Genomic DNA, 22,737 nt, shown 5'->3' with positions numbered 1-22,737 from the left:
GGCGTACCCGGCCGGCCGCCGGGAAGCGCCGCCGTCCGCTCAGTGGATGAGGGAGTCGGAGTCCCGCTCCGGCAGCTCCAGTTGGGCCAGGGAGAGCAGCGGGGCGGCCTTGACCACGGTCTCCTCGAACTCCTCCGCGGCGTCGGAGAGCGCGATGATCGCGCCACCGACCCCGTAGCGGAGCCGCCCCGGTGTGATCACCGCGGTGCGGATCACCACGCTGAGATCGGCCGCCCCCGTCAGGGAGAAGTAGCCGATGGCGCCGGAGTACACCCCGCGGGGTCCTTGTTCGAGCCGGTCGATGATCTCCATCGTGCGCGATTTCGGGCAGCCCGTCATCGAACCGGGCGGGAAGGCGGCCCGGGTGACCCCGACGGCGGAGCAGTCCTCCCGCAGCCGGGCGCGTACCGTGCTGACCAATTGGTGGGCCCTGGCGTACGTTTCGACGCGGAAGATGTCGACCGCCTCCACCGAGCCGACCTCCGCACACCGCCCGAGGTCGTTGCGGACCAGGTCCACGATCATCAGATTCTCGGCACGGTCCTTCTCGCTGCTCATCAGGTCGGCGATCAGCGCCGCGTCCTCGCCCTCGGTCGCCCCGCGCGGCCGTGTTCCCTTGATCGGCCTGGACTCGACGACGCCGTGGCGGTCAACCCGCAGGAACCGTTCGGGCGAGGTGCTCAGTACGGAGAGGTCGCCGAACCTCAGCAGGGCGCCGAACGGGGCCGGGCTGTGACGGCGCAGGAACCGGTAGCTCTGCCACGGGTCCGGTGCGCCGTCGGCCTCGATCATGTTGGTGAGGCAGATCTCGTACGTCTCACCGGCGGCGATCTCCTCCTGGCAGACGTCGAACAGGCCGAGGTAGGCGGTCCTGTCGTGCCGCATGCGCAGGGCGTCCAGAGGCTCGGGCGGGCCCGGGTGGGGGGCGCCGCGCCCGACGGGACCGGCGAGCCGCCCCGCCGTCTCCTCCAGCCAACCGAGCGCCTGGTCCTGCTCGCCCTCCTCCGCGAGGGCGAGCAGATGCGTGATGCCGGTGGCGTGGTCGAAGACCAGCGCGCGGTCACCGAAGACCATCACGGCATCGGGCTCCGCCGAGCCGTGCGCCATCCGCCCGCCACTCTCGGCCTTCAGCTCGTAGCCCAGGTAACCGACCCATCCGAGGGCGAAGTCGAAGGGGAGTTCGGGGACTTCCGTCCGGATCGACGCGAGGTCGCGGTCCAGCCACTCGAGGAAGGCGCTGGTGCACACCTCGGTGGACGCCGCGGACCGGACCGTCACCGTTCCGCTCGTCACGTCGGCCGTGGCGATCCTGGCGAGCGGGCCGCCGGCGTCTCCCATGACGGAGAATCTGCCGACGTCCGTGTCGGGCCGGCCGCTGTCCAGCCAGTAGGCGTGCTCGCCTCCCCGGAAGATCCGGTCGAAGGCGACCTCGTCCTCCCAGCGGGTCTCCACCTGGCGGGTGAGGACGCGGAGCCGACGCGGTGGTGCCCCGCCGACGGACCGTCGGGCGGCCGGCGGCCGCGGCGCCGGTCCGGCCGTTTCCCTCGCCGAACGGGGCACGGGCCGGCTGGGGCCGTGCCGCAGTGTGAGCCGGCGGAAGTTGTCCAGGAGCAGGTGGCCGTACTCGCCACCGATCGATTCGGGATGGAACTGCACTCCCCACAGCGGGCGTTCGCGATGCCGCAGGCCCATCAGGATGCCGTCGGGGGTCCAGGCGGTCGCCTCCAGCCCGGACGGCAGCCGGTCGACGGCCAGCGAGTGGTACCTGGCCGCGAGGAAGGGGGAGGGGAGCCCCTCGAAGAGACCGGTTCCGCCGTGCAGCACGGGGGAGACGCGGCCGTGCCAGGGCTCCGGCGCGCGGTGCACCCGGGCCCCGTACAGTGCCGCGAGTCCCTGGTGTCCCAGGCACACTCCGAGGACCGGCGAGTCGCTCTCTTCCAGCACCTGTCGGCAGATACCGAAATCGGCGGCCCGGTCCGGACTGCCGGGGCCGGGGGACAGCACCACGTTGTCGAATTCCGACAAGTGGCCGATGTTCCAGCGGGGGTCGTCGTTGACGACGACCTCGGGCTCCCGGCCGTTCACCTCGGCCAGGTAGTGAAACAGGTTGTAGGTGAACGAATCGTGGTTGTCTATCAGCAGGGTGCGCACGGTGTCCTCCGGCCGGCGCCGGGGCGTGGCCGGCCGGCGCTCGGTCAGCATGTCGGCTCCACCGCGAGCAGCATGTGCTCCACCTCGTGCTCGCCCTCCTGGAAGACGGCACTGCGAACCACTCTGAGCCTCCGGTCGCATTCGCCGGCGATGCGGGTGAGTGTGGCCAGGTCACCGCGCCCGCTGAAGTGCAGCAGTGCGACCCCGCCCGGCGTCAGGCGGTGCGGTGCCCCGGTCAGGAACCTTCGGTGTGCCGCGTACCCCGGATCGACGTAACCGCGTTCGTGCATGGTCCGGTACTGGTAACTCTCCGGGGCCAGGACGTAGTTGGAGTGCCAGAAGACCGTGTCGAATCGCTCGTCCGCACCCAGGCCCGCGAAGAGGTCGCTGCGCACGCTCCGTACACGCTCGTGGACGCCGTGCCGTGCGGCGTTCATCTCCGCGTTGCGGACCGCCGCCTCGCTGATGTCCGTGGCGACCACGGACTCGCAGCCATTCAGTGCGCTGGCCACCGCGATCACTCCGGTCCCGCAGCCGATCTCCAGGAACGAGCCGGTCCGGGGGGACGCCGCCGGATCCGCCAGGCCCATCAGCTCCATGGAGAACGCGGTGGTCGGTGAGTACACCGGCGCGAACACCTCCGGCAGGAGGTCCCACTCCCGCCCGCACAACTCGAAGCTCGACGGCCGGTCCTTCTGCTCCAGGGCTTGCCGACTCCTCTCGAGGGACCGACGGTAGTCCTGTACCACCTTCATGATCGTTTCCTCTGAATGCCTGTTCGGCCATCGGGCACAACTGCCCTCCGCGCCGCCTTCCGGTGGAATCCTGCCCACGGGACAGGACAGGTGGAAGGTGACCCAGCAACACAACGGACCGCCGGCTGCGGTGCCCCGGCCACCGTCCACCCCTTGAACAAGATCAACACACCGTTGACTCCGGCCACCCCGGTAAGTAACTTGACGATCACACGGGGTCGCAGCCGCACGGCAGTGGGGTCGGAGGGCGGGGGCGTCATGGCACGGCAGGGAGATCCGGGCGGGTCGAACGCACTGGCGGTCCTGAGGCTGCTGGCGGACGAGGCGCTGCCGGCGCGCTTCGAGGCGCTCGTGACGCAGGCGCGTCATGACGGCGCCACCGCCGACGAGTTGGAGAACCTGGAGATCACCACTCAGCTCGCTCTGAACATCCACTCCCGGTGCGAGCGCCGCCAGCAGCGTGACGCCGGTCTGTCCATGTTGCTGGACACCGCGCGCGACCTGGTCACGCCCAACGACCTCGACGTGATGTTCAAGGTCGTCACCCGGCGCGCCCGTCTGCTGCTCGGCGTGGACATGTCCTACATCAGCCTCCCCAGTCCGGAGGACGGGGTCTCCTACGTGCACGCCTCCGACGGCCACACGTCCACACTCAACGTCGGGCTCCGGCTGCCCGGGGGCTCCGGACTGGGCAACACCGCCCTGGCCAACCTGGGACCCGTCTGGACCTCGGACTATCTCAACGATCCCGGCATACGTCACAGTCCGAACATCGACGAGGTGGTCAGGGTCGAGGGGCTGCGCGCGATCCTGGCGGTCCCGCTGAGCCACGACGCGTCCCCCTTCGGTGCCCTCTACGTCGCGGACCGCAGCGTGCGCCACTTCACCAGGGACGAGATCTCCCTGATCAGCTCCCTCGGTGACCTGGCCGGCCTGGCCATCGAGCGGACCCGGCTCCTGGACGAGGCGGTCTCCACGGCGAAGGTCCTGACCGTGGAGAACGCCCGGACGGTCGTGGACCTCGCGGAGAGCCGCGATCTCGGCCGGATTCACCGCGAGCTGATCGAGCAGGGGCTGAACGGCGCGGACCCGAAGGCGCTCGCCACGACGGCGAGCCGGCATCTGCGGGGCGGCGTGCGGATATGTGCCGCGAACGGCACGGTCCTCGCGACGGCCGGCCAGATGCCCGAAGCCGACTTCGCCGCCACGGCGTCGGCCATCATGGAGGCCCACGCCGCGGGCGAGCCGGTCGCGATCGACGGCGGGATGTGGGCCACGCCGATCAGCGCCGGTCAGGAGAATCTCGGCGCGCTGATACTGAAGTCGGGGCAAATCCTCGCAGAACGTGACAACCAATTGCTGCGGCTGGTCGCGCAGGCGGTGGCGGTCCAGCTGCTGCTGGAGGCCGGCAAGACCGCCGTCCATCAGGGCCGCGCCCACGACGAACTCCTGGAGGAACTGCTCGCTGTTCCCCCGAGGCCCCCGCGGCAACTGGAGGAACGCGCCCGGCGGCTCGGCATGGACCTCGGTTCACCGCACGTCGTCGTCATCGCCCGCCCCGAGGGTGAAGGCCGCGGCAAGGCCTTCACCTGGGCCGCCTCGTACGCGCACCGGATGAACGGGCTCAAAACCGTGCACGCCGACAGTGTCGTGCTGCTCCTGCCGGGCACGGACGCGGGCGCCGCCGCCGCCGCGGTCTCCGCCGAACTGCCGCCCCTGCTCGACGAACCGGTGACGGTGGCCGGTGCCGGGCCGGTCACCGAAGCGGCCTCGGTCTTCCACTGCTACCGGGAGGCGCTGCGCTGCCTCGACGCGATGACGGCCATCGGCACCACCGGACACTCCGCCTCCGCTCGCGAACTGGGTTTCCTCGGCGTGCTGCTCGCGGACGACCGCAACGTCGAGGGCTTCGTCGAGTCGGCGATCGGTCCCGTGCTCGAATACGACCAGCAGCGGCACACCGAGCTGACCCGGACACTCGGCGCCTACTTCGAGACGGGCAACAGTCCGACGCACGCGGCCCAGCGGCTGCACGTCCACCCCAACACGGTCGCCCGCCGGCTGGAGCGCATAGGCGAACTCCTGGGACGTGACTGGCAGCGGCCCGAGCGCGCGCTCGAAGTCCAGCTCGCGCTCAGGCTCTCCCGCGTTCGCCAGATCCTGATCGAACGCAGCGCCGCGCCCGGACCGTCGGCCCGTTCGTAAGGTCCGGGCCCGGGCCACGACGGCGTCAGGTCCTGCCGGACCGCCGGACCGCCGGACCGCCGGTCTGCCGGTCCGCCGGACTGCCGGACTGCCGGTCCGCCGGACTGCCGTACCGCCGGGTCGTCTCAGGACGCCCGGCACAACTGGCGGTCATTGGCCCAGGCCAGAGCGGTGACCGCGTGGGCGGCCGAGGCGAGGGTGACGTGGCGGTGCCAGCCGCCGAACGAGCGCCCGGCGAAGTCCCTGATCCCGACCTGGTCGGCGATCTCGGTGAAGTCCCGTTCGACCCGGCCCGTCAGCCGGCTCAGGCGGAACGACGCGGCCGCCGGCTGCTCCGTCAGGTCGGTCAGCCACAGTTCCTGCGGCCAGCGCCTTCCGTTCGTACCCGCGCCGATCAGCAGCAGATCCCCGTCACCGCGCCCCGGGCGGTGGCCGGGCAGGGGCAGTCGCCGGCCGCGCGACGGAATCCGTACCCGGACACCGGCGATCAGACTGGTCCGCGGCCTCGACTCCTGGGTGTGGTCCGTCCACGTCACCGGCCGCCGCAGATCCCGGGCGGCCCCCAGGATCTGATGGGCCGGGAGCGCGTCGGCGCCGTGGCCGGGCAGCGCCTGATCGACGAGGCTCAGTGCGAGGGTGCTGGTGACCCGTGCCACGAACGGTACTTCCGCGGCCTGCAGCCTCCGCACCATCGTCATGCCGTCCACCTCCCGCGCGTCCATCACCACGGGCCGCACCGGCAGCCGCCACGCCGACATCGGCTCCAGGAGGGTCTCCACCGCGCATTCGCCCAGGGTCTGCGGGTCCACGCTCTCCGGGATGGACGCCTGCCTGCGCCGGGCGTCGTCGAGCCATGCCTGCGACAGGTGCAGCCCCCAGTTCACCGGCACGCTCACCTCCTCCGACGCCGACCAGACGCCGACGGCCTGCTGCGCGTTGAGCACCTGCCCGAGCGAGGGGATGAACCTGCGGTCCACCCCGACCGAACGTTCTCCCGCCTTCGGGATGACGATCGGCCGGACCACCCAGGCCTGCGGCGGAGCGACTCGTACCAGGTGGTTCGCCAGCGCCTGACGGACCGGACCCCAGTCCCAGGTCGAGCTGCTGACGAAGTGGTGCAGGTTCTGTTCCGTGGCCTGGCCACCGGTCAGGCCCGCTATGTTGCGGATCGACTTCCGGCCCTGGGCGCCCAGCAGGCCCCGAACGTACTCGACGCCCTTGCGGCGCTGGTCGGCCCGTGCCAACGAGGCGAACAGGAACGAACACAGCTCGGTGAGAACGACGTCATGGACATCGGCGCAGACCGATACGTTTCCCTGTCGCCGCACGTCACCCCTGTGCAGGCCAACGTCATTCATCGAGCTCTCCTCAACGCAGAATGTCGAACGCCGGTTCAGGCGGCTCCACGCTAGGTAGCTCTTTCCGATCCGGCCCAGGTGCACAGGACACCTCCCGCGCGCGGCGACCGATGGCCTGACCACCATCGGGGCCGCAGAGGACCTCCAGGGCCTCCGCCCGGACCGGCGCTCATGTGTGGGCGGACCATCAGGCAGAGGCCGCTGATGTGGAGTTGACGGAAAAACCCCTTGTCGCGGGCGGTGTTCGAAAGGGTGGTGCGAGACTCCGTGTCCATGCGCGCAGCTTTCATAGAGAAACTCGGACCGCCGGAGAACATCCACTACGGCGAGATCCCCGCCCCCCGACCCGGCCCGACCGACGTCCTGGTCGACGTCACGGCCACGACCGTCAACCCGGTGGACACCTTCGTCCGTTCCGGGCTCTTCAGGACCCCGGCCGAGTTCCCGCTGGTGGTGAGCCGCGACCTGGTCGGCACGGTCGCCAGGACCGGGCCGAGCACTCCGGGATTCGCCGTCGGCGACCCGGTCTGGTCCAACAGCCTCGGTCACGGAGGCCGCCAGGGGGCCGCCGCCGAACAGGCCGTGGTGGCGGCCGACCGCCTGTACCACCTCCCCCGAGGCGTGGATCCGCTCGACGCGGTGGCCACCGTGCATCCGGCGGCGACAGCACATCTCGGCCTGTTCACGCACGCCCGCGTCCGGGCCGGCGAGACCGTCCTGGTGGGCGGCGGGGCCGGAAACGTCGGCAGTGCGCTGGTCGTGCTGGCGGCCGAGGCCGGTGCCCGCGTGATCGCCACCGCCTCCGCCCGGGACGCCGACTACTGCCGCGGCCTGGGCGCGGCCGAGGTCCTCGACTACCGGGACCCCGAACTGGCCTCCCGCGTACGGGACATCAGCCCGCGCGGCGTCGACGTCCACCTCGACACCTCCGGCTCGAACGACCTCGCCACCGCCGTCGACCTGCTTGCCCCGCGCGGCCGGATCGTCCTGCTGGCCGGCGCCCGGTCGAGGCCGGTCCTCCCGGCGGGGGCGCTCTACATGAAGGACTGCTCGATCCTCGGCTTCGTGATCTCCCACGCCACCAGCGCCGAGCTGGCCGAGGCCGCCACCGCCATCAACCGGCTCCTCGCCTCGGGCCGTCTGCGGCCCCGGAGCACCGAGGCGCTCCCCCTGAGCGCCGCCGCCGACGTCCACCGCAGGATGGAGCGGGGCGAGCTGAACGGCAGGCGGGTCCTTCTCCGGCCCGACCTCGGCGTCTGACCGGTCCGGGGAGATCGCGGTGCCGCGCCTCCATACCCGGTCCCGGGTGACGTGTCGTCAAGGCGCGCACAGTCAGGCCCTGTCGGTACGTGACGGATTCCGCGAGTCCGTGCGGAGCCAAACCTGGATGTGTAGTATCCAGGTCATGCGGATGAGTGCGGGAGTCGAGTGGGGGCTGCACTGCTGCCTGACGCTGGCGTGGCTCGGCGACGAGGAAGCGGTGTCGTCGGCCAGGCTCGCGGCCTGGTTCGATCTGCCGCGGGCCTACCTGAACAAGCAGCTGCAGGCGCTGGACCGGGCCGGCATCCTGACGTCCTCCCCGGGGGCCCGGGGGGGATTCAGGCTGGCCAGGCGGCCCGAGCGGATCACGCTCATGGATGTCGTCGCCGCCATCGACGGTCCGGACGACGTCTTCCAGTGCACCGAGATCCGGCAGCGCGGAGCGGGGGCCGACGCGCCGGTCCACGAGTTCCAGCAGCCCTGCGGCATCGCGGGTGCGATGCGCAAGGCCGAACTGGCGTGGCGCAAGGAGCTCGCCGGGCAGACGCTGGCGGACCTGATGGCCTCCGCGCCGGCCTCCGCCGCCGGGCGGGCGCGGCGTCATCACGAGCGAATCGGCCGCTGAGCACGCCGTCCCCGTAGAGCGAGCGCGTACGAGCGAGGAGAACCTGGATGTCCAATGTCTCGATTGTGTCCGGCCGACGATCGGCCGGCGCCCAGGCTCCGCCCGGGCAGGGCGGCCTTTCGTCGACCCTGGTGCTCGCCCTGGGCACCTTCGCCGTCGGCACGGACGCCTTCGTCGTCGCCGGGTTCCTGCCGTCCATGGCCGAAGACCTGCACGTCTCGACGGCAGCCGCCGGCCAGTCCATCACGGTGTTCGCAGCCGCCTACGCCGTACTCTCGCCCGTGCTCGCCACGGCGACCGCGCGCCTGCCACGCAGGGCGCTCCTGGTCGGCGCGCTGATCACACTCGGCCTGGCCAACCTGTGTTCGGCACTGGCCCCGAACCTGGCCGTACTGATCATCAGCCGGGTCGTGGCGGCGGCGGGCGCGGCGGCCTACACGCCGAGCGCCGGCGCCGTGAGCGCCGCGCTGGTACGCCCCGAATTCCGGGCGCGGGCACTGGCCGTGGTGATCGGCGGCCTGACCGTCGCGACCGCGCTCGGAGTGCCGCTGGGCAACCTCGCCAGTCACTGGCTGGGGTGGCGAACCGCCTTGGGCATCGTGGCCGGGCTCTGCGTGCTCATCGCCGCCGGAGTACGCCTGATCATGCCGGCGCTGCCGGGCAACGTGCGCGTGCCGCTGCGCACCAGGCTCGCCGTGCTGCGCAGGCCGGCCGTCCTGGCCGTACTGCCGCTCACGGTGTTCGGCATGGGCGCGAGCTACACCGCGTACGCCTACAGCGTTCCGGTCCTGCGCGCGGTGCGGGTTCCCGACAGCACGGACCTGTGGATGCTCTTCCTGTACGGGCTGGGTGCCGTACTCGGCAACCTGGCCTCCGGCTACGCCACCGACCGCTGGGGCTCCGTCCGGGTCCTGACCGTCGGGTACATCGGCATGGTGCTCGCGCTCGGCCTGCTGACCTGGGTCGCGGCCAGCCATGTCTCCCTGGTGCTCCTGGTCGGCGTGCTGGTCCTCCTCTGGGGGGCCAGCAGTTGGTGCCAGACGCCCGCGCAGCAGCACCGCCTCATCGAAGTCGCCCCGCAGGAAGCCCCGCTGGTCGTCTCCCTCAACTCCTCCTCCATCTACCTGGGCATCGGCCTGGGCACCGTGCTCGGCGGAATCGCGCTCCCCCATGGAGCGACCACGGTGTACGGCCTCGGGGCGGTGCTGGCCGTCGTGGCACTGCTGTTCCTCCAGTTCACCGCACGTGCGGCAGCCCGCAAGGGCTGAGCCGCGACAGTCCACCCCCGCGGCCCGGGCGCGTCTGTGCCCCGGCCGCCCCAGACGGTGTGGCGCCGCATCACCTGCTGAACCACCTCTCAGCGGCGGCGCCGGATACCGGCGCGCAGGAGATCCTGCCGCCCCGGTTTCCACGACAACGGTCACATGGTCCGAGGCGACGCGTACCAGCGCGATCGCGAGACCACGGGCCGGCCCCCGCCTTCTGGCGGGTCCCCACAGTCGACGAAACCGAGAGGCCGGCAAGATGAGTACGCACACGACGGACCGCGCACACGGTCCGGCCACCCCCTCCACCACTCCCGCCCCGCGGACCTCCAGCGAGGGCGCCGTCATCGCCGAGACCGGCCTGACGGGGGCCCAGTCCCTGATCCGTTCCCTCGAAGAGGTCGGTGTGGACACCGTCTTCGGTATCCCCGGCGGATCGGTCCTCCCCGCTTACGACCCCCTGATGGACTCGAACCGGGTCCGTCACGTCCTCGTCCGCCACGAACAGGGCGCGGGCCACGCGGCCACCGGCTACGCCCAGGCCACCGGCCGGGTCGGCGTCTGCATGGCGACCTCCGGCCCGGGAGCCACCAACCTGGTGACCGCGATCGCCGACGCCTACATGGACTCGGTTCCGATCGTCGCGATCACCGGACAGGTGCCGTCCACGATGATCGGTACGGACGCCTTCCAGGAGGCGGACATCTGCGGCATCACCCTGCCGATCACCAAGCACAACTACCTGGTTTCCGACCCGGACGAGATCCCCCGGGTGATCGCCGAAGCGTTCCACATCGCCTCCACCGGCCGCCCCGGCCCGGTCCTGGTCGACGTCACCAAGGACGCCATGCAGCGGCGGACCGCCTTCCACTGGCCGCAGCGCAACGACCTGCCCGGCTACCGTCCGACCGGCAACCCGCACGCCAAGCAGGTCCGCCAGGCGGCGAAGCTGCTCCTGGCGGCCGAACGCCCGGTGTTCTACGTCGGCGGCGGCGTCGTCAAGGCGGGGGCCCACGAGGAGCTGAAAGCCCTGGCGGAACTGACCGGAGTTCCGGTCACCACCACGCTGATGGCGCTCGGCGCCTTTCCCGACAGCCACCCCCAGCACCTCGGCATGCCCGGCATGCACGGCACGGTCGCGGCGGTCACCGCACTGCAGAAGGCCGACCTCATCTTCGCGCTGGGCGCCCGGTTCGACGACCGCGTCACCGGCAGGCTGGACAGCTTCGCCCCGTACGCCAAGGTGGTGCACGCCGACATCGATCCCGCCGAGATCGGCAAGAACCGGCGGGCGGACCTGCCGATCGTCGCCGACGCCCGCGATCTGCTGACCGAACTGATCGTCGCCGTCCGGGCAGAGCGGGAGGTGGCCGGCCGGCGGGACCTCACGTCCTGGTGGGAGCAGCTCGACGACTGGCGAAACCGCTACCCGCTCAGCTTCGATCCCGCGCCCGAGGGCCGGCTGGCCCCCCAGCAGGTCATCGAGCGCCTGGGGCAACTCGCCCCGGAGGGAACGATTTTCACAGCGGGTGTCGGCCAGCACCAGATGTGGGCCTCGCAGTTCATCAACTTCGAACAGCCGGCCCGCTGGCTGAACTCCGGCGGAGCCGGAACGATGGGCTACGCCGTTCCCGCCGCGATGGGAGCCAAGACAGGCCTTCCGGGAGCCACCGTGTGGGCGATCGACGGTGACGGCTGCTTCCAGATGACCAACCAGGAGCTGGTCACCTGCGCGTTGAACAACATCCCGATCAAGGTCGCCATCATCAACAACGGCGTCCTCGGGATGGTCCGCCAGTGGCAGACCCTCTTCTACGACCAGCGGTACTCCAATACGGTGCTGCACTCCGGCCCTGCGGAGGAAGCCGGCTCCGCGGCCGGCGAGAGCGCGGGAAAGCCGCTCCGGGGCACGCGCGTCCCGGACTTCGTCCTGCTCGCCGAGGCGATGGGCTGTGTCGGACTGCGCTGCGAGGACCCCGCCGAGCTCGACGCGGTCATCGAGAAGGCCAACGCGATCAACGACCGTCCGGTCGTGGTCGATTTCATCGTTCACGAGGACGCCATGGTCTGGCCGATGGTCGCCGCCGGCACCTCCAACGACGAGGTCCAGTTCGCCCGGGGGATCCGCCCCGACTTCGGTGACGAAACCGACTGACCGCCCCCTCGCGAGGAAGAGAGCAGCATGTCCAAGTACACCCTCACCGCCCTCGTCCAGAACAGGCCCGGCGTACTCGTCCGCGTCGCGGCCCTGTTCTCCCGCCGGGGTTTCAACATCGACTCGCTCGCGGTCGCCCCGGAGGACGGGGCCGCCCTGTCCAGGATGACCATCGTCGTCGACATCGAGAGCCAGGAGCTCGACCAGGTGACCAAGCAACTCGCCAAACTGGTCAACGTGGTCGAGGTACTGGAGGAGGTGCCCTGCTGAACCCGTTCCCGGGTACGGGACGTACGGGGCCGACGCGTAAGGCTGCCCCGAACGTCCCGTCCCGGCTGCCGGGTCAGCCCGTGAAGCCCTGGTCGCGCAGTGCCTTCTCGACGCGGGCGCGGTGGTTCTCCTCCCAGGCGTCGAGGGACTGCTCCGCCTCCTCGGCGAGCTTCTTCCGCGCGGCGGCGAGGATCTCCTCGCGGCGGGCGGCCGGGGTGACGACGACGCCCTCCTCGTCCGCGACCACGATGTCGCCCGGGTGCACCAGTACCCCGCCGACGCGGGCCGGCTCACCGAGCGAGCCGATCTTCTTCTTGGTGCCGGGGATCGGGATGACGCCACGGGAGAAGACCGGGAAGCCGGCCTCGCGCACCTCGCCGAGATCGCGTATGACGCCGTCGGCCACGAAGGCCGCGACGCCCCTGCGCTGGGCGATGGCGCACACGTTGCCACCGGCCAGCGCGTAGTCCGGATCGCCGGACTCCACGACGACGACCGAGCCCGGCGCGGCGCGGTAGATCGCGGCGTGCAGCATCAGGTTGTCGCCGGGCTCGCACCGGACGGTGTACGCGGGTCCGGCGACGCGCGGCGAGTCCCACAGCGGGCGGATGCCGATGTCCATGACCTGCCCGCGGTCCAGCAGGTCGGCGAGGGTGGTGGTGGGGATGCTCCGGAACTCGTTGTCCATGGGTCCTCTGTTCCTGTGCGAGATGGTCCGGCCGGTGGCGGAAGCCCGCGTCAACCGCCGCACGCGGGGCCGCCACCAGGGCGTGTGTCGGAAGTCCCGCCTGTCCGCCCTCCGGGCGGGCGGCGCCGCTTTCGGCACACGCTCCGGGAGCCGACAGTACAACGCGGTCGTCGCCCCTGGTCCTGGACCTGTGCGCGTGAGGAGCGCGCACCTGGAATCGCGCGAGGGCGCGGAGATCCTCTTCCGCCCACTCGTCCAGCGTCTTGCCATGTAAGACGGTATTGCTCGAATAATGGACAGATGGCTAGCGTCCGGATCATGGAGCAATTCGTGCAAGTCCCGCCGTTCGTGCGGGTCGAGGAGCTGGAAGCACTGCCGGGCCGCGTGGTTCCGGCCGATGTGCGGTGGTATCTGGACGGGCGTTCCGGGCGTGCCGCGTACGAGGGGGGACACCTGCCCGGCGCGGTGTTCGCCGACCTCGACCGCTGGCTGACGGGCCCCCCGACGCCGACCGGCGGCCGGAACCCGCTGCCGGCCCCCGAACTCTTCGCCGAGGGCATGCGGACGCTGGGGATCGACGACGACGACATCGTGGTCGCCTACGACGACCAGGGCGGCGTGATCGCGGCCCGGCTGGTGTGGATGCTCCGGGTCACCGGGCGCCGCGCGGCCGTCCTCGACGGCGGGCTGAACGCCTACACCGAGGCGTACCCCGGGTCCCTGACGGCGGACGAACCCGTGCCCGCCCGGGAAGGCGACTTCTCCGTGCGCGCCTGGCCGGCCGAGGCACTGGTCGAGGCGGACGACCTCGCTCAGCCGGACGTCCTGCCGGTGGACGCCCGCAACCGGGACCGCTTCGCCGGAGCCCAGGACCCCGTGGACCCCCGCCCGGGCCACGTACCCGGTGCGGCCAGCGTCCCCTGCCGGGAGAACCTGGACGGGCTCGGCCGGCTGCTGCCCCTCCAGGCGATCCGGGACAACTTCGCCGCCGGGGGAGTGGTCCCGGACAACGTGTCGGAGGTGGCCTCCTACTGCGGCTCGGGCGTGACCGCCTGCCACAACCTCCTGACCCTGGAGCACACCGGGCTGGGCAGCGGCAGGCTCTACGTCGGCGGCTGGTCCGCGTACGGGCGCGACGAGGCCCGCCCGGTGGAGACCGGGCCCGCCCGCTGACGTACCGCGCGCCCGTGAGGGCGGGGCGGGACGGCCGCAACCGTCCCGCCCCGCCCGCTCCCACGCGGTCCGCGCCTACCGCACCGGCGTGAAGTCGCGTGCCCCGATGAACTCCGGGCGCCGCACCGGGGCCGCGAACGGCTCCTGGGCCGCGTTCTCCACGCTGTTGAAGACGATGAAGACGTTGCTGCGCGGGAACGGCGTGATGTTGTCACCCGAACCGTGCATGGCGTTGCAGTCGAACCAGGTCGCCGAACCCGCCCTGCCGGTGAAGAGCTTGATCCCGTGCTCCCCGGCCAGCTCCGTCAGCGCCTCGTCGGACGGGATGCCCGCGTCCTGCATCTGGAGCGACTTCTTGTAGTTGTCCTTCGGCGTCTCGCCCGCGCAGCCGAGGAACGACCGGTGCGATCCGGGCATGATCATCAGCCCGCCGTTGGTGTCGTGGTTCTCGGTCAGCGCGATCGAGACGGAGACGGTCCGCATGTTCGGCAGTCCGTCCTCCGCGTGCCAGGTCTCGAAGTCCGAGTGCCAGTAGAAGCCCGAAGCCCCGAAGCCCGGCTTCACGTTGATCCGGGACTGGTGCACGTACACGTCCGAGCCGAGGATCTGCCGTGCCGCGCCCACCAGCCGTTCGTCGGAGACCAGCCGGGCGAACACCTCGCTGATCCGGTGCACCTCGAAGACGGAACGCACCTTCCCCGACTGCGGCTCCACGATGGACCGTTCGTCCGCGCGGACGGCCGGATCGGCGATCAGGCGCTCCATCTCCGCCTGGTAGGAGCCCACTTCGTCCGGAGCGAGCAGCTGGTCGACGGCGAGGAAGCCGTCCCGCTCGAAGGTCAGGAGGCTCTGTACGGGTACGGGCCCCGGGGCGCCCGGAGCGGACCAGACGACCGGGTCCCGGCGGGGAGTGATCGTCTCGGCGGCGCCGCGCGAGGGGTAGAGGTCGGTGCGCGGGGGGTGCGGCTCGGTGCGCGCGTACGTGGTCATGGCTCAGGCCTCCTCGGTCAGCAGCGGGTAGACGCCGTTCTCGTCGTGGTCCTCCCGTCCGGTGACGGGCGGGTTGAAGACGCAGACGCAGTGGAAATCCGTCTTCGGCCGGAGCGTGTGGTGCTCGTGGCCGTTGAGCAGGTACATGGTGCCGGGGGTGATCCAGTGCTTCTCGCCGGTGTCGTCGTTGGTGAGTTCGGCTTCCCCCTGGGTGCACAGGACGGCCTCGATGTGGTTCGCGTACCACATCGACGTCTCCGTGCCCGCGTACAGGATGGTCTCGTGGAGCGAGAAGCCGACCTTCTCCTTGGCGAGCACGATGCGCTTGCTCTCCCAGGTGCCGGAGGCGGACTTCACGTGCCGGTCGGTGTTCTCGATGTCGCGGAACGAACGGACGATCACGGTGGTGTGGTGCCTTTCTCTCTGCGGTGACTGTCGGCTCCCCGTCTGCCCCGAAAGCTTCCCGGGACAGGCGGAGTTCAAGGGAAACGCGCCGCTCAGGCGGCTGTTTCGTGGACGGACCGGGCCAGCGTGCGCAGCCCTTCGTCCAGCTCTTCGGGGGTGATGGTCAGCGGCGGCAGCAGTTTGACGACCTCGCTCCGCGGGCCCGAGGTCTCCAGCAGCAGCCCGAGCTCGAACGCGCGCGAGGTGACCGCCGAGGCGCGCGCCGGATCGGCGAACTCGATCCCCCACACGAGGCCCCGGCCCCGGAAGGAGGCGGTGGTGTCCTCGGCACAGACGGAGAGCAGGGCCTGCTCGACCTGCTCGCCGCGGGCCTTCGTCTGCTGCTCCATGTGACCGTCCGCCCAGTAGGCGTCGAGCGCGGCGGCGGCCGTGACGAAGGCGGGGTTGTTGCCGCGGAAGGTGCCGTTGTGCTCGCCCGGTTCCCAGACGTCGAGCTCCGGGGTGAACAGGCACAGGGACATGGGCAGTCCGTAGCCGCTGATGGACTTCGACAGGGTGACGATGTCCGGGACGATGCCCGCCTCCTCGAAGGAGAAGAAGCCGCCGGTACGCCCGCAGCCCATCTGGATGTCGTCGACGATCAGCAGCATGTCCTGCCGGTGGCACAGCTCCTGGAGCGCGCGCAGCCACTCGGCGCGGGCGACGTTGATGCCGCCCTCGCCCTGGACGGTCTCCACGATCACGGCGGCCGGCTTGTTCAGCCCGGAGCCCTGGTCCTCCAGCAGCCTTTCGAACCAGAGGAAGTCGGGGACCTGGCCGTCGAAGTAGTTGTCGAACGGCATGGGCGTGCCGTGCACCAGCGGGATGCCCGCCCCGGCCCGCTTGAACGCGTTGCCGGTGACGGCGAGCGAGCCGAGCGACATTCCGTGGAAGGCGTTGGTGAAGGAGACCACGGACTCGCGTCCCTTCACCTTGCGCGCCAGCTTCAGCGCCGATTCGACGGCGTTGGTGCCGGTCGGGCCCGGGAACATCACCTTGTACGGCAGGTCGCGCGGACGCAGGATCACGTTCTGGAAGGTCTCCAGGAAGGCACGCTTCGCCGTCGTCGCCATGTCCAGCCCGTGGGTGATGCCGTCACGCTCGATGTAGTCGAGCAACGCCCGTTTCAGTACGGGGTTGTTGTGGCCGTAGTTGAGCGAGCCCGCACCGGCGAAGAAGTCGAGGTAACTGTGGCCGTCCTCGTCGGTCAGCCGGGCGCCTCGCGCGTGGTCGAACACGGCGGGCCAGCTCCGGCAGTAGCTCCGGACCTCGGACTCCAGGGTCTCGAAGACGCTCAGGGCGGGCGGGGTGATGGTCACGGCGGTCTCCTGAGGGGTTGTGGGTGTGCGGCGGGGCGGTGGCGCGGCGGACTCGGCCGGGGGTGGACCCGCCGGGCGGGCCGCGACTGCTGCCGTCAGCTGCCGAACGGCCCTATGCGGTAAAGGACTTCGGGAAGATGGGTGTCCTCGGGGAACAGCTCCCCGTCGAAGAGCACCTCGTGCTCCAGTCCTACGTCGTGGCGCTCGGCGTACGAGGTGAAGAGCCGGTTCGACGCGGTGTTGTCGGGCGTGACGGTCGTCTCGACCGCGATCAACCCCCCTTCAGCGGCGACGCGTTCGGTCAGCGCGTCCAGCAGTCCGGCGGCCAGCCCCCGGCCCCGGTAGGCGTCGTCGACCGCCACCTGCCAGACGACGAGCGTCTGCGGACGGTCCGGCCGGACGTACCCGGTCACGAAGGCGACCGGCTCGCCGCGCTCGTCCCGGGCGACCACGGAGGTCGCCGCGAAGTCGCGGCACCAGAGCAGGTAGCTGTACGAGGAGTTGAGGTCGAGGACTTCGGAGTCGCGGGCGATGCGCCACAGCGAGGCCCCGTCCTCCACACGTGGCGCGTCCACGGTGAGGAACGCGCTCGGGGTGCGCGGCGCTTCGGGGGCGGCGGAGTCGATTCGGGCACGGGCAAGGTCTGCTGGTGCGGCACTCATGCCAGCGAATTTACCCAGCGAATTTCAGAATCGCATCGGTGAAAAGGGTTGGGTGGCGGGAGCACACGTGTTATCACGCGAGTGCGAGCCCGACCGGTCGGGCGGGTGTTTCATGATGGTTTGTGGTGAATTTATCCGGCATAACGCCCTCGTGTGGGGTCCGTCACAACCCTTCAACTCCCTTCACCGGCGCCCCGTACCGCTCAAGGGGAGGCCTCTTGGATCAGTGCGTTTGTACCTGAGGAGTCCGGGCACAAGAATGCGGGGGACTACTTATGGATAAGTAGTCCCCCGCATTCATTGAATTCCCCCGTCAGCGGGCCAAGGGAATGGGCCGCGCCCGGTATCTCATTCGCTCGGCCAGGTTTCCTGGACGGCCTTGCGGGCAGCTTCCAGATCGACCCGCAGGCCCGCGTCGGCCAGCGCCGAACCCAGCGCCGCGAGGGAGGCGAGGACCGCTCCGCGCGTGGCGTCCACCCCGTAGTGATTGACCCGGACCATCTCCTCGGCCAGCGCCCCGCCGCCCGCGATCAGCGGCAGCGAGGGCTCCGCGAGCAGCGCCCGCGCCACCAGCTCGGAGGCGTCCACCCCGTCCGGCACGCGCAGTGTCGTGGCGACGGGCGCCGCGTCGCGCGCCTCGTGGACGAACGGCGTCAGCCCGCCGCCGAGCGCGAGCGCGCCCGCCCGGGTGGCGGCGGCAGCGGCGGAGTGACGGGCCATGACGGCCTCCAGGCCCTCCGCCTCGATCCGCTCCACGCACGCCTCCAGCGCCAGCATCTCCAACTGCGCCGGGGCGTGCAGCAGAGCCTTGCGGCCACCGTCGATCCAGCGCTGCTTCCAGTCCAGCAGGGAGAGGTAGGAGTGGCGCGGCGCCTGCGGGTTGGCCGCGATCCGCTCCCAGGCGCGCGCGCTCACCGAGACGGCCGAGACGCCCGCCGGGCCGCCCATCGCCTTCTGCGCACCGATCACGCACAGGTCCACGCCCCAGGCGTCCGGCAGCAGCGGCTCGGCGCCCACCGAGGCCACCGCGTCCAGCATGAAGAGCGCGCCGTGAGCCCGGACGACCTCACCGATCTCAGCGACCGGGTTGGTGTTCCCGGTCGCCGCCTCGGCGTGCACCAGCGAGACGAAGTCGATCTCCGGACGCTCGGCCAGCGCCGCGGCGACCTGCTCGGCGGTGACCGCCGTGTGGAACGGCACCGCGAGGTCGACGACCTCGGCGCCGCAGTCGCGCAGCCAGTTGCCGAAGGTCTGGCCGTACGGGCCGGTGACGACGTTGAGCGCGGTCGTACCGGGCCGGGCGGCGCCGCGGATGCAGCCCTCCAGGGGCAGCAGCGCCTCGCCCTGCATGATCACCACGTCCTGCTCGGTGGCGAGAAGGCCGGCCACCCGCTTCTCGATGGCCGCGAAGTGCGCGGCGGTGAGCGGGGCGAGGTCGAGGAAGGGGTGTGTCACGGTGGTGCTCTCTCCGGTTCGGTCAGTCGATCTGCGGGCCCCTGTCCGTACGGATGCGGGCATCTGTGCGAACAGATGCGGGCCCGTGTACGAACAGCGCTCGGTCCGAGAGTACCGACCGCCTCGTACAGTGCCGCACATGAGCGATCACAGCGACCAGCGCGAACACCGCGACCGGGACCCGCGCGTGCTGCGGGTGAGGGGACGGGTGCTCGTCGGCCCGGACGAGGTGCGCGACGAACTCTGGGCCGTGGACGGCCGGATCACCTTCGAGCGGCCCCCGGGCGCGGACCGGGCGGACACCGTCGAGGGCTGGGTACTGCCCGGACTGGTGGACGCGCACTGCCACGTGGGCCTCGACCGCCACGGCCCGGTCGACGCCGCCACCAGCGAGAAGCAGGCGCTCACCGACCGTGAGGCGGGCGCCCTGCTGCTGCGCGACGCCGGATCGCCCTCCGACACCCGGTGGACCGACGACCGGGAGGACCTCCCGAAGATCATCAGGGCCGGCCGCCACATCGCCAGGACCCGCCGCTACATCCGCAACTACGCCCACGAGATCGAGCCCGGCGACCTCGTCGCGTACGTCGCCCGCGAGGCACGCCGGGGAGACGGCTGGGTGAAGCTGGTCGGCGACTGGATCGACCGCGAGGTGGGCGACCTCACCCCCTGCTGGCCACGCGGCGAGGTGGAGGCCGCGATCGCCGAGGCCCACCGGCTCGGCGCCCGGGTCACCGCGCACTGTTTCGCCGAGGACTCGCTGCGCGATCTGGTGGAGGCGGGCATCGACTGCGTCGAGCACGCCACGGGCCTCACCGAGGACACCGTTCCGCTCTTCGCCGAACGCGGGGTGGCGATCGTGCCGACCCTCGTCAACATCGCGACCTTCCCGCACCTCGCCGACGGCGGCGAGGCCAAGTTCCCGCGCTGGTCGGCGCATCTGCGCCGGCTGCACGCGCGCCGGTACGACACCGTGCGCGCGGCGTACGACGCCGGCATCCCGGTCTTCGTCGGTACGGACGCGGGGGGCTCGCTGCCCCACGGCCTGGTGGGCGCCGAGGTCGCCGAACTGGTCAGGGCCGGTATCCCGCCCCTGGACGCGCTCTCGGCCACCACCTGGGGAGCGAGGCGCTGGCTGGGCCGCCCCGCCCTGGACGAGGGCGCCCCGGCCGACCTGGTCGTCTACGCCGAGGACCCGCGCGCGGACGTGACGGTCCTGGCGGCCCCCCGTCACGTGGTGCTGAACGGGCGGGTGGTGGGCGGCTGACCCGGCGCGCGTCCCCTCAGCGCGCCGGGACTCCGGAGTCCGGTGCGGCCGGGGCGTACCCCAGGGCGCGCAGGACACGGGCCAGGTCGGCCGGTGCGGCCGCGACGCGGACGGGGGTGCCCGCGTCGTCCAGCTCGGCCACGTGCCAGTCACCGGGAACCTCGTCGCCGTCGTCGCCCCGGAGCCGCCGCACCCGCAGGACGGCGATCCGTTCCACCGGGACCCGCTTCACCGCGAACCGGCCGGGACCGGGGTGCGGCGAGACCGCGAGCGCGTCGCCGCCGCCCAGCACGAGGTGGGTGCCGAAGTGGTAGGGGTTGTACTCGGTGGTCTCCAGGAAGCGGCCGTGCAGGAACTCCTCCTCCTCGTCGGCTGGGTCCGTGGCATCCGCCGCGCCCGTGGCCACGACGTCCTCGGGAGACCGTGCGCGGGTGGCGCGGAAGGCCGGCACGAGGAGCACCAGCGTCAGCGCCGTACCCGCGCCCGCCCACCCTGCCGTCGTGGGCGACCCGAGGGGGTCCGTGGGGTGCAGGACACAGAGCGGCAGCAGCCACAGGGCGGTCGCGAGCAGCACGCCCACGAACGGGAAGACCGAGGGAAGGACCTCGTCGTCGGGACGCCGGCGTCCGCGCACCCGGACCACGACGAGGGCGGCGGGGTAGCCGGCGGCGAGCACGAACCCCGCCGCGACGGCCAGGAGCTGACCCGCGGGGACCAGGCGCGCGTGCCACTCCGTGCGGGCACCGACGACCGCTCTCGCGGTTCCCCGCCAGAAGGTCACATCGACCCGGTCGCCCGGCGCGAACGCGACGGCCGTGTCGTACGGCACGTCGATCCGCTCGCGGGGCCGGGCCCCGGAGAAGTACAGCCAGCTGTCGTCCCCTTTGCCGTCGTGGGCCTCGGTGCGGGAGATCACCCCCGGGAGGGTGGACAGGCACTCGGCGCGATCGAGGACGGGTGTCCCTGCCGCGCAGGGGACGGCCGACCGCCAGGCACGCTGGTCGGAGAGGGCGTCCGGTACGCCCACCGCCGCCACCACCGCGCCCACCACGAGCAGCAGCGCGCACAGCGCGAGCGGCTTGAGGAGGCCGTGCCCTCCCGTGCGAGGGTCGATGACGTGGAGGTGATCCGGCTCGTCGGGCGTTCCGTGGCGGCGGTGCAGCGTCCGCAGCGCCTCCACCCCGGCGTCGAACTCCGGGTCCGTGCTCAGGTAGCTCCGCGGCTGGGGCAGGAAGCGGACGCGCCCGTCGCGCAGCAGCAGGCTGACGCGTTTGCGCTCCTGGCTCCTCATGGGTTTCCGGTGGACGCGCAGCGCCCTGACGTCCCGCCACGGGATGTTCCCCCGCCGCAGCGGGGACCGATAGCGCACCCCGTCGGCGTCGGCGCGCACCTCGGCGACGACGCTCCCGAGCCCGACGCGCGACAACACCCTCGCGGACGCGGGACGGAAGGTCGGCTGAGGTTCTTCGGTCATGCGCACAGCCTGGCACCCTGCGCGGGCGGAGATCTTGTCAGGGGTACGGCAACGTTCGGGGCGCGGCATTGCCGAGATCGGTCACCGGCGCGGCCGTCCGGCCGGGGCGGGGCGTCCTCGTCTCGGCCGACGTTCCCCGGCGCGGCCTGCGGCCCAGCCGGGACAGCCTTCGGGGGCGCCGTGTTGACAGGCGGTGACGATCCGGCCGTTCTCTCGTTGAGATTGCTCGATCCCCGCCGCCAAGGCCACTGAGGGTGACCGCTGTTCGGTGAAACGGGTGAGTCCGAGGAACGTACGTGCCGCAAGATTCGAATACGTACGCTAAAACCCCCCTTTAGGGTGAACTGACCTCAGCTGTCCGCCAGTTCACCCTCTGTGCGTAAAGATTCACGGAGTCGAGGCCACCGGCGCACGCGATGTCCCCCATTGGACGGCGCCGTTGGCTCCATGTCTCTTGTGGGGGTTCCACCATCTTGAACAGCAAAACCTTCCGTCTCGCCGCCCTGGCGGTCGCCGCCGCTCCCGTCGCCCTGTTCGCCGCGTTCCCCGCGCAGGCCGCAGCCCCGGCGACGACGGGCGCGGGCGAGGGCAGCGCGAGCGCGGTCGTGCTCCGGACGGCGCTCGACGTCTCGCTCCTGAACAAGAGTGTCGACGTGCCGCTCAAGGCCACGCTCAACGAGGTCCAGGCCCCCAGGAGCGCCGAGAAGACCGCGCTCTCCGTGCGGCTGGACGGGGTGGACAAGGGCCCGGTCCAGGTGCTGCGGGCCGACGTCGCGACCTCGGGCGCCACGGTCGACGAACGCCGCGCGGAAGGGCACAGCAATCTCGTCAAGGCCCGGGTGCAGGTTCCCGGTCTGCCGTTCCTCCCGCTCATCGAGGTCGAGGAGGTCACCTCCAAGGCCGTCTGCGAGGTCGGCAGGAAGCCGGTCGCGTCCTCGAACGTCCTCGGCCGCGTGACGGTCCTCGGCAAGCGGATCACGCTCACGGCGGGTGGCCGCACGGAGTTGGACGTGCCCGGCGTCGGCAACGTGACCCTTGACCTGTCGAAGACCGGCACCACCTCGAAGACCGCGGCGGCGGCGGCACTTCAGCTGCGGATCTCCCTCAACCCGGCCGCGCTCAACGTCGCCGACTCCACCGCGATCGGCGGGAGTTCACGGTCCAGGTCGACCACCAGGACGCGTTCGCTCTCCCCCGCCTCGTGCAGCCCGGCGAGCGCGC

General features: G+C 71.4%; 18 protein-coding genes and 1 pseudogene. 9 read left to right on the top strand and 10 right to left on the bottom strand.

What is annotated here, in order from left to right:
- Positions 1-39: 39 nt before the first annotated feature.
- Together pabB and ACWD3D_RS15205 are read right to left on the bottom strand one after the other, a co-directional pair.
- Entirely contained in the window at positions 40-2,151 is a 2,112-nt protein-coding gene (gene pabB / locus ACWD3D_RS15210; RefSeq protein ID WP_451461337.1) for an aminodeoxychorismate synthase component I, read from the bottom strand.
- Positions 2,152-2,195: 44 nt separating this feature from the next.
- On the bottom strand, positions 2,196-2,906 hold the full coding sequence (locus ACWD3D_RS15205) for a 50S ribosomal protein L11 methyltransferase (protein ID WP_451461335.1): 711 nt from the start codon (positions 2,904-2,906) through the stop codon (positions 2,196-2,198).
- Positions 2,907-3,164: 258 nt separating this feature from the next.
- On the opposite strand from ACWD3D_RS15205, the gene ACWD3D_RS15200 reads away from it, so the two are divergent.
- Complete coding sequence (locus ACWD3D_RS15200) at positions 3,165-5,111, top strand: helix-turn-helix domain-containing protein (protein WP_451461334.1); 1,947 nt, start codon at positions 3,165-3,167, stop codon at positions 5,109-5,111.
- A 125-nt stretch (positions 5,112-5,236) separates the two neighbouring features.
- Here the strand turns inward: ACWD3D_RS15200 and ACWD3D_RS15195 are convergent, their stop codons facing one another.
- On the bottom strand, positions 5,237-6,469 hold the full coding sequence (locus tag ACWD3D_RS15195) for an IS701 family transposase (protein ID WP_451461333.1): 1,233 nt from the start codon (positions 6,467-6,469) through the stop codon (positions 5,237-5,239).
- Between the two features lie 273 nt (positions 6,470-6,742).
- Here ACWD3D_RS15195 and ACWD3D_RS15190 point away from each other — a divergent pair, with 273 nt between their 5' ends.
- The 5 genes and pseudogenes from ACWD3D_RS15190 to ilvN all read left to right on the top strand — a co-directional run.
- Positions 6,743-7,729 (top strand): NADPH:quinone reductase, encoded by a 987-nt coding sequence (locus tag ACWD3D_RS15190; RefSeq protein WP_451461332.1) that lies wholly within the window; start codon positions 6,743-6,745, stop codon positions 7,727-7,729.
- Between the two features lie 145 nt (positions 7,730-7,874).
- A complete protein-coding gene (locus tag ACWD3D_RS15185; RefSeq protein WP_451461331.1) occupies positions 7,875-8,354 on the top strand; it encodes an RrF2 family transcriptional regulator in 480 nt (159 codons plus the stop codon).
- Positions 8,355-8,401: 47 nt separating this feature from the next.
- Positions 8,402-9,622 carry an MFS transporter gene (locus tag ACWD3D_RS15180; protein WP_451461330.1) on the top strand — a complete coding sequence of 407 codons (1,221 nt, stop codon included), beginning with the start codon at positions 8,402-8,404 and terminating at the stop codon, positions 9,620-9,622.
- 256 nt (positions 9,623-9,878) lie between these two features.
- A complete protein-coding gene (locus ACWD3D_RS15175; RefSeq protein WP_451461329.1) occupies positions 9,879-11,774 on the top strand; it encodes an acetolactate synthase large subunit in 1,896 nt (631 codons plus the stop codon).
- A gap of 27 nt (positions 11,775-11,801) precedes the next feature.
- Positions 11,802-12,038 (top strand): annotated as a pseudogene (gene ilvN / locus ACWD3D_RS15170) (acetolactate synthase small subunit); the annotation flags it as partial.
- A 79-nt stretch (positions 12,039-12,117) separates the two neighbouring features.
- On the opposite strand, the gene ACWD3D_RS15165 reads toward ilvN, so the two are convergent.
- Positions 12,118-12,732, bottom strand: a complete 615-nt coding sequence (locus ACWD3D_RS15165; protein WP_451461328.1) for an RraA family protein — start codon at positions 12,730-12,732, stop codon at positions 12,118-12,120.
- 318 nt (positions 12,733-13,050) lie between these two features.
- Between ACWD3D_RS15165 and ACWD3D_RS15160 the strand changes: the two genes are divergently transcribed.
- The gene (locus ACWD3D_RS15160; RefSeq protein ID WP_451461327.1) at positions 13,051-13,905 is read left to right on the top strand and encodes a sulfurtransferase; all 855 of its coding nucleotides are present in this window, start codon (positions 13,051-13,053) and stop codon (positions 13,903-13,905) included.
- A 75-nt stretch (positions 13,906-13,980) separates the two neighbouring features.
- On the opposite strand, the gene thpD is transcribed toward ACWD3D_RS15160, so the two are convergent.
- The 5 genes from thpD to ACWD3D_RS15135 all read right to left on the bottom strand — a co-directional run bounded on the left by thpD (position 13,981) and on the right by ACWD3D_RS15135 (position 18,775).
- Positions 13,981-14,895, bottom strand: coding sequence for an ectoine hydroxylase (gene thpD, locus ACWD3D_RS15155; RefSeq protein ID WP_451461326.1), 915 nt, complete (start codon positions 14,893-14,895; stop codon positions 13,981-13,983).
- A gap of 3 nt (positions 14,896-14,898) precedes the next feature.
- The gene (locus ACWD3D_RS15150; RefSeq protein WP_328722411.1) at positions 14,899-15,297 is read right to left on the bottom strand and encodes an ectoine synthase; all 399 of its coding nucleotides are present in this window, start codon (positions 15,295-15,297) and stop codon (positions 14,899-14,901) included.
- Between the two features lie 95 nt (positions 15,298-15,392).
- Positions 15,393-16,658, bottom strand: a complete 1,266-nt coding sequence (gene ectB, locus ACWD3D_RS15145; RefSeq protein ID WP_451461325.1) for a diaminobutyrate--2-oxoglutarate transaminase — start codon at positions 16,656-16,658, stop codon at positions 15,393-15,395.
- Between the two features lie 95 nt (positions 16,659-16,753).
- Complete coding sequence (gene ectA, locus ACWD3D_RS15140) at positions 16,754-17,218, bottom strand: diaminobutyrate acetyltransferase (protein ID WP_451461336.1); 465 nt, start codon at positions 17,216-17,218, stop codon at positions 16,754-16,756.
- 450 nt (positions 17,219-17,668) lie between these two features.
- Complete coding sequence (locus ACWD3D_RS15135) at positions 17,669-18,775, bottom strand: pyridoxal-phosphate-dependent aminotransferase family protein (protein WP_451461324.1); 1,107 nt, start codon at positions 18,773-18,775, stop codon at positions 17,669-17,671.
- 139 nt (positions 18,776-18,914) lie between these two features.
- Here ACWD3D_RS15135 and ACWD3D_RS15130 point away from each other — a divergent pair, with 139 nt between their 5' ends.
- Complete coding sequence (locus ACWD3D_RS15130; RefSeq protein ID WP_451461323.1) at positions 18,915-20,042, top strand: amidohydrolase family protein; 1,128 nt, start codon at positions 18,915-18,917, stop codon at positions 20,040-20,042.
- A gap of 16 nt (positions 20,043-20,058) precedes the next feature.
- On the opposite strand, the gene ACWD3D_RS15125 is transcribed toward ACWD3D_RS15130, so the two are convergent.
- Positions 20,059-21,516 (bottom strand): PH domain-containing protein, encoded by a 1,458-nt coding sequence (locus ACWD3D_RS15125; protein WP_451461322.1) that lies wholly within the window; start codon positions 21,514-21,516, stop codon positions 20,059-20,061.
- Between the two features lie 473 nt (positions 21,517-21,989).
- Between ACWD3D_RS15125 and ACWD3D_RS15120 the strand changes: the two genes are divergently transcribed.
- Positions 21,990-22,737, top strand: a 748-nt coding sequence (locus ACWD3D_RS15120) for an SCO1860 family LAETG-anchored protein (RefSeq protein ID WP_451461321.1), incomplete at its 3' end; no start/stop codon positions are given.

This window comes from Streptomyces sp. NPDC002690 (assembly GCF_053592415.1).
Note: the sequence above shows the minus strand (reverse complement) of the source record. Positions and strands in the feature narration are given on the sequence as shown.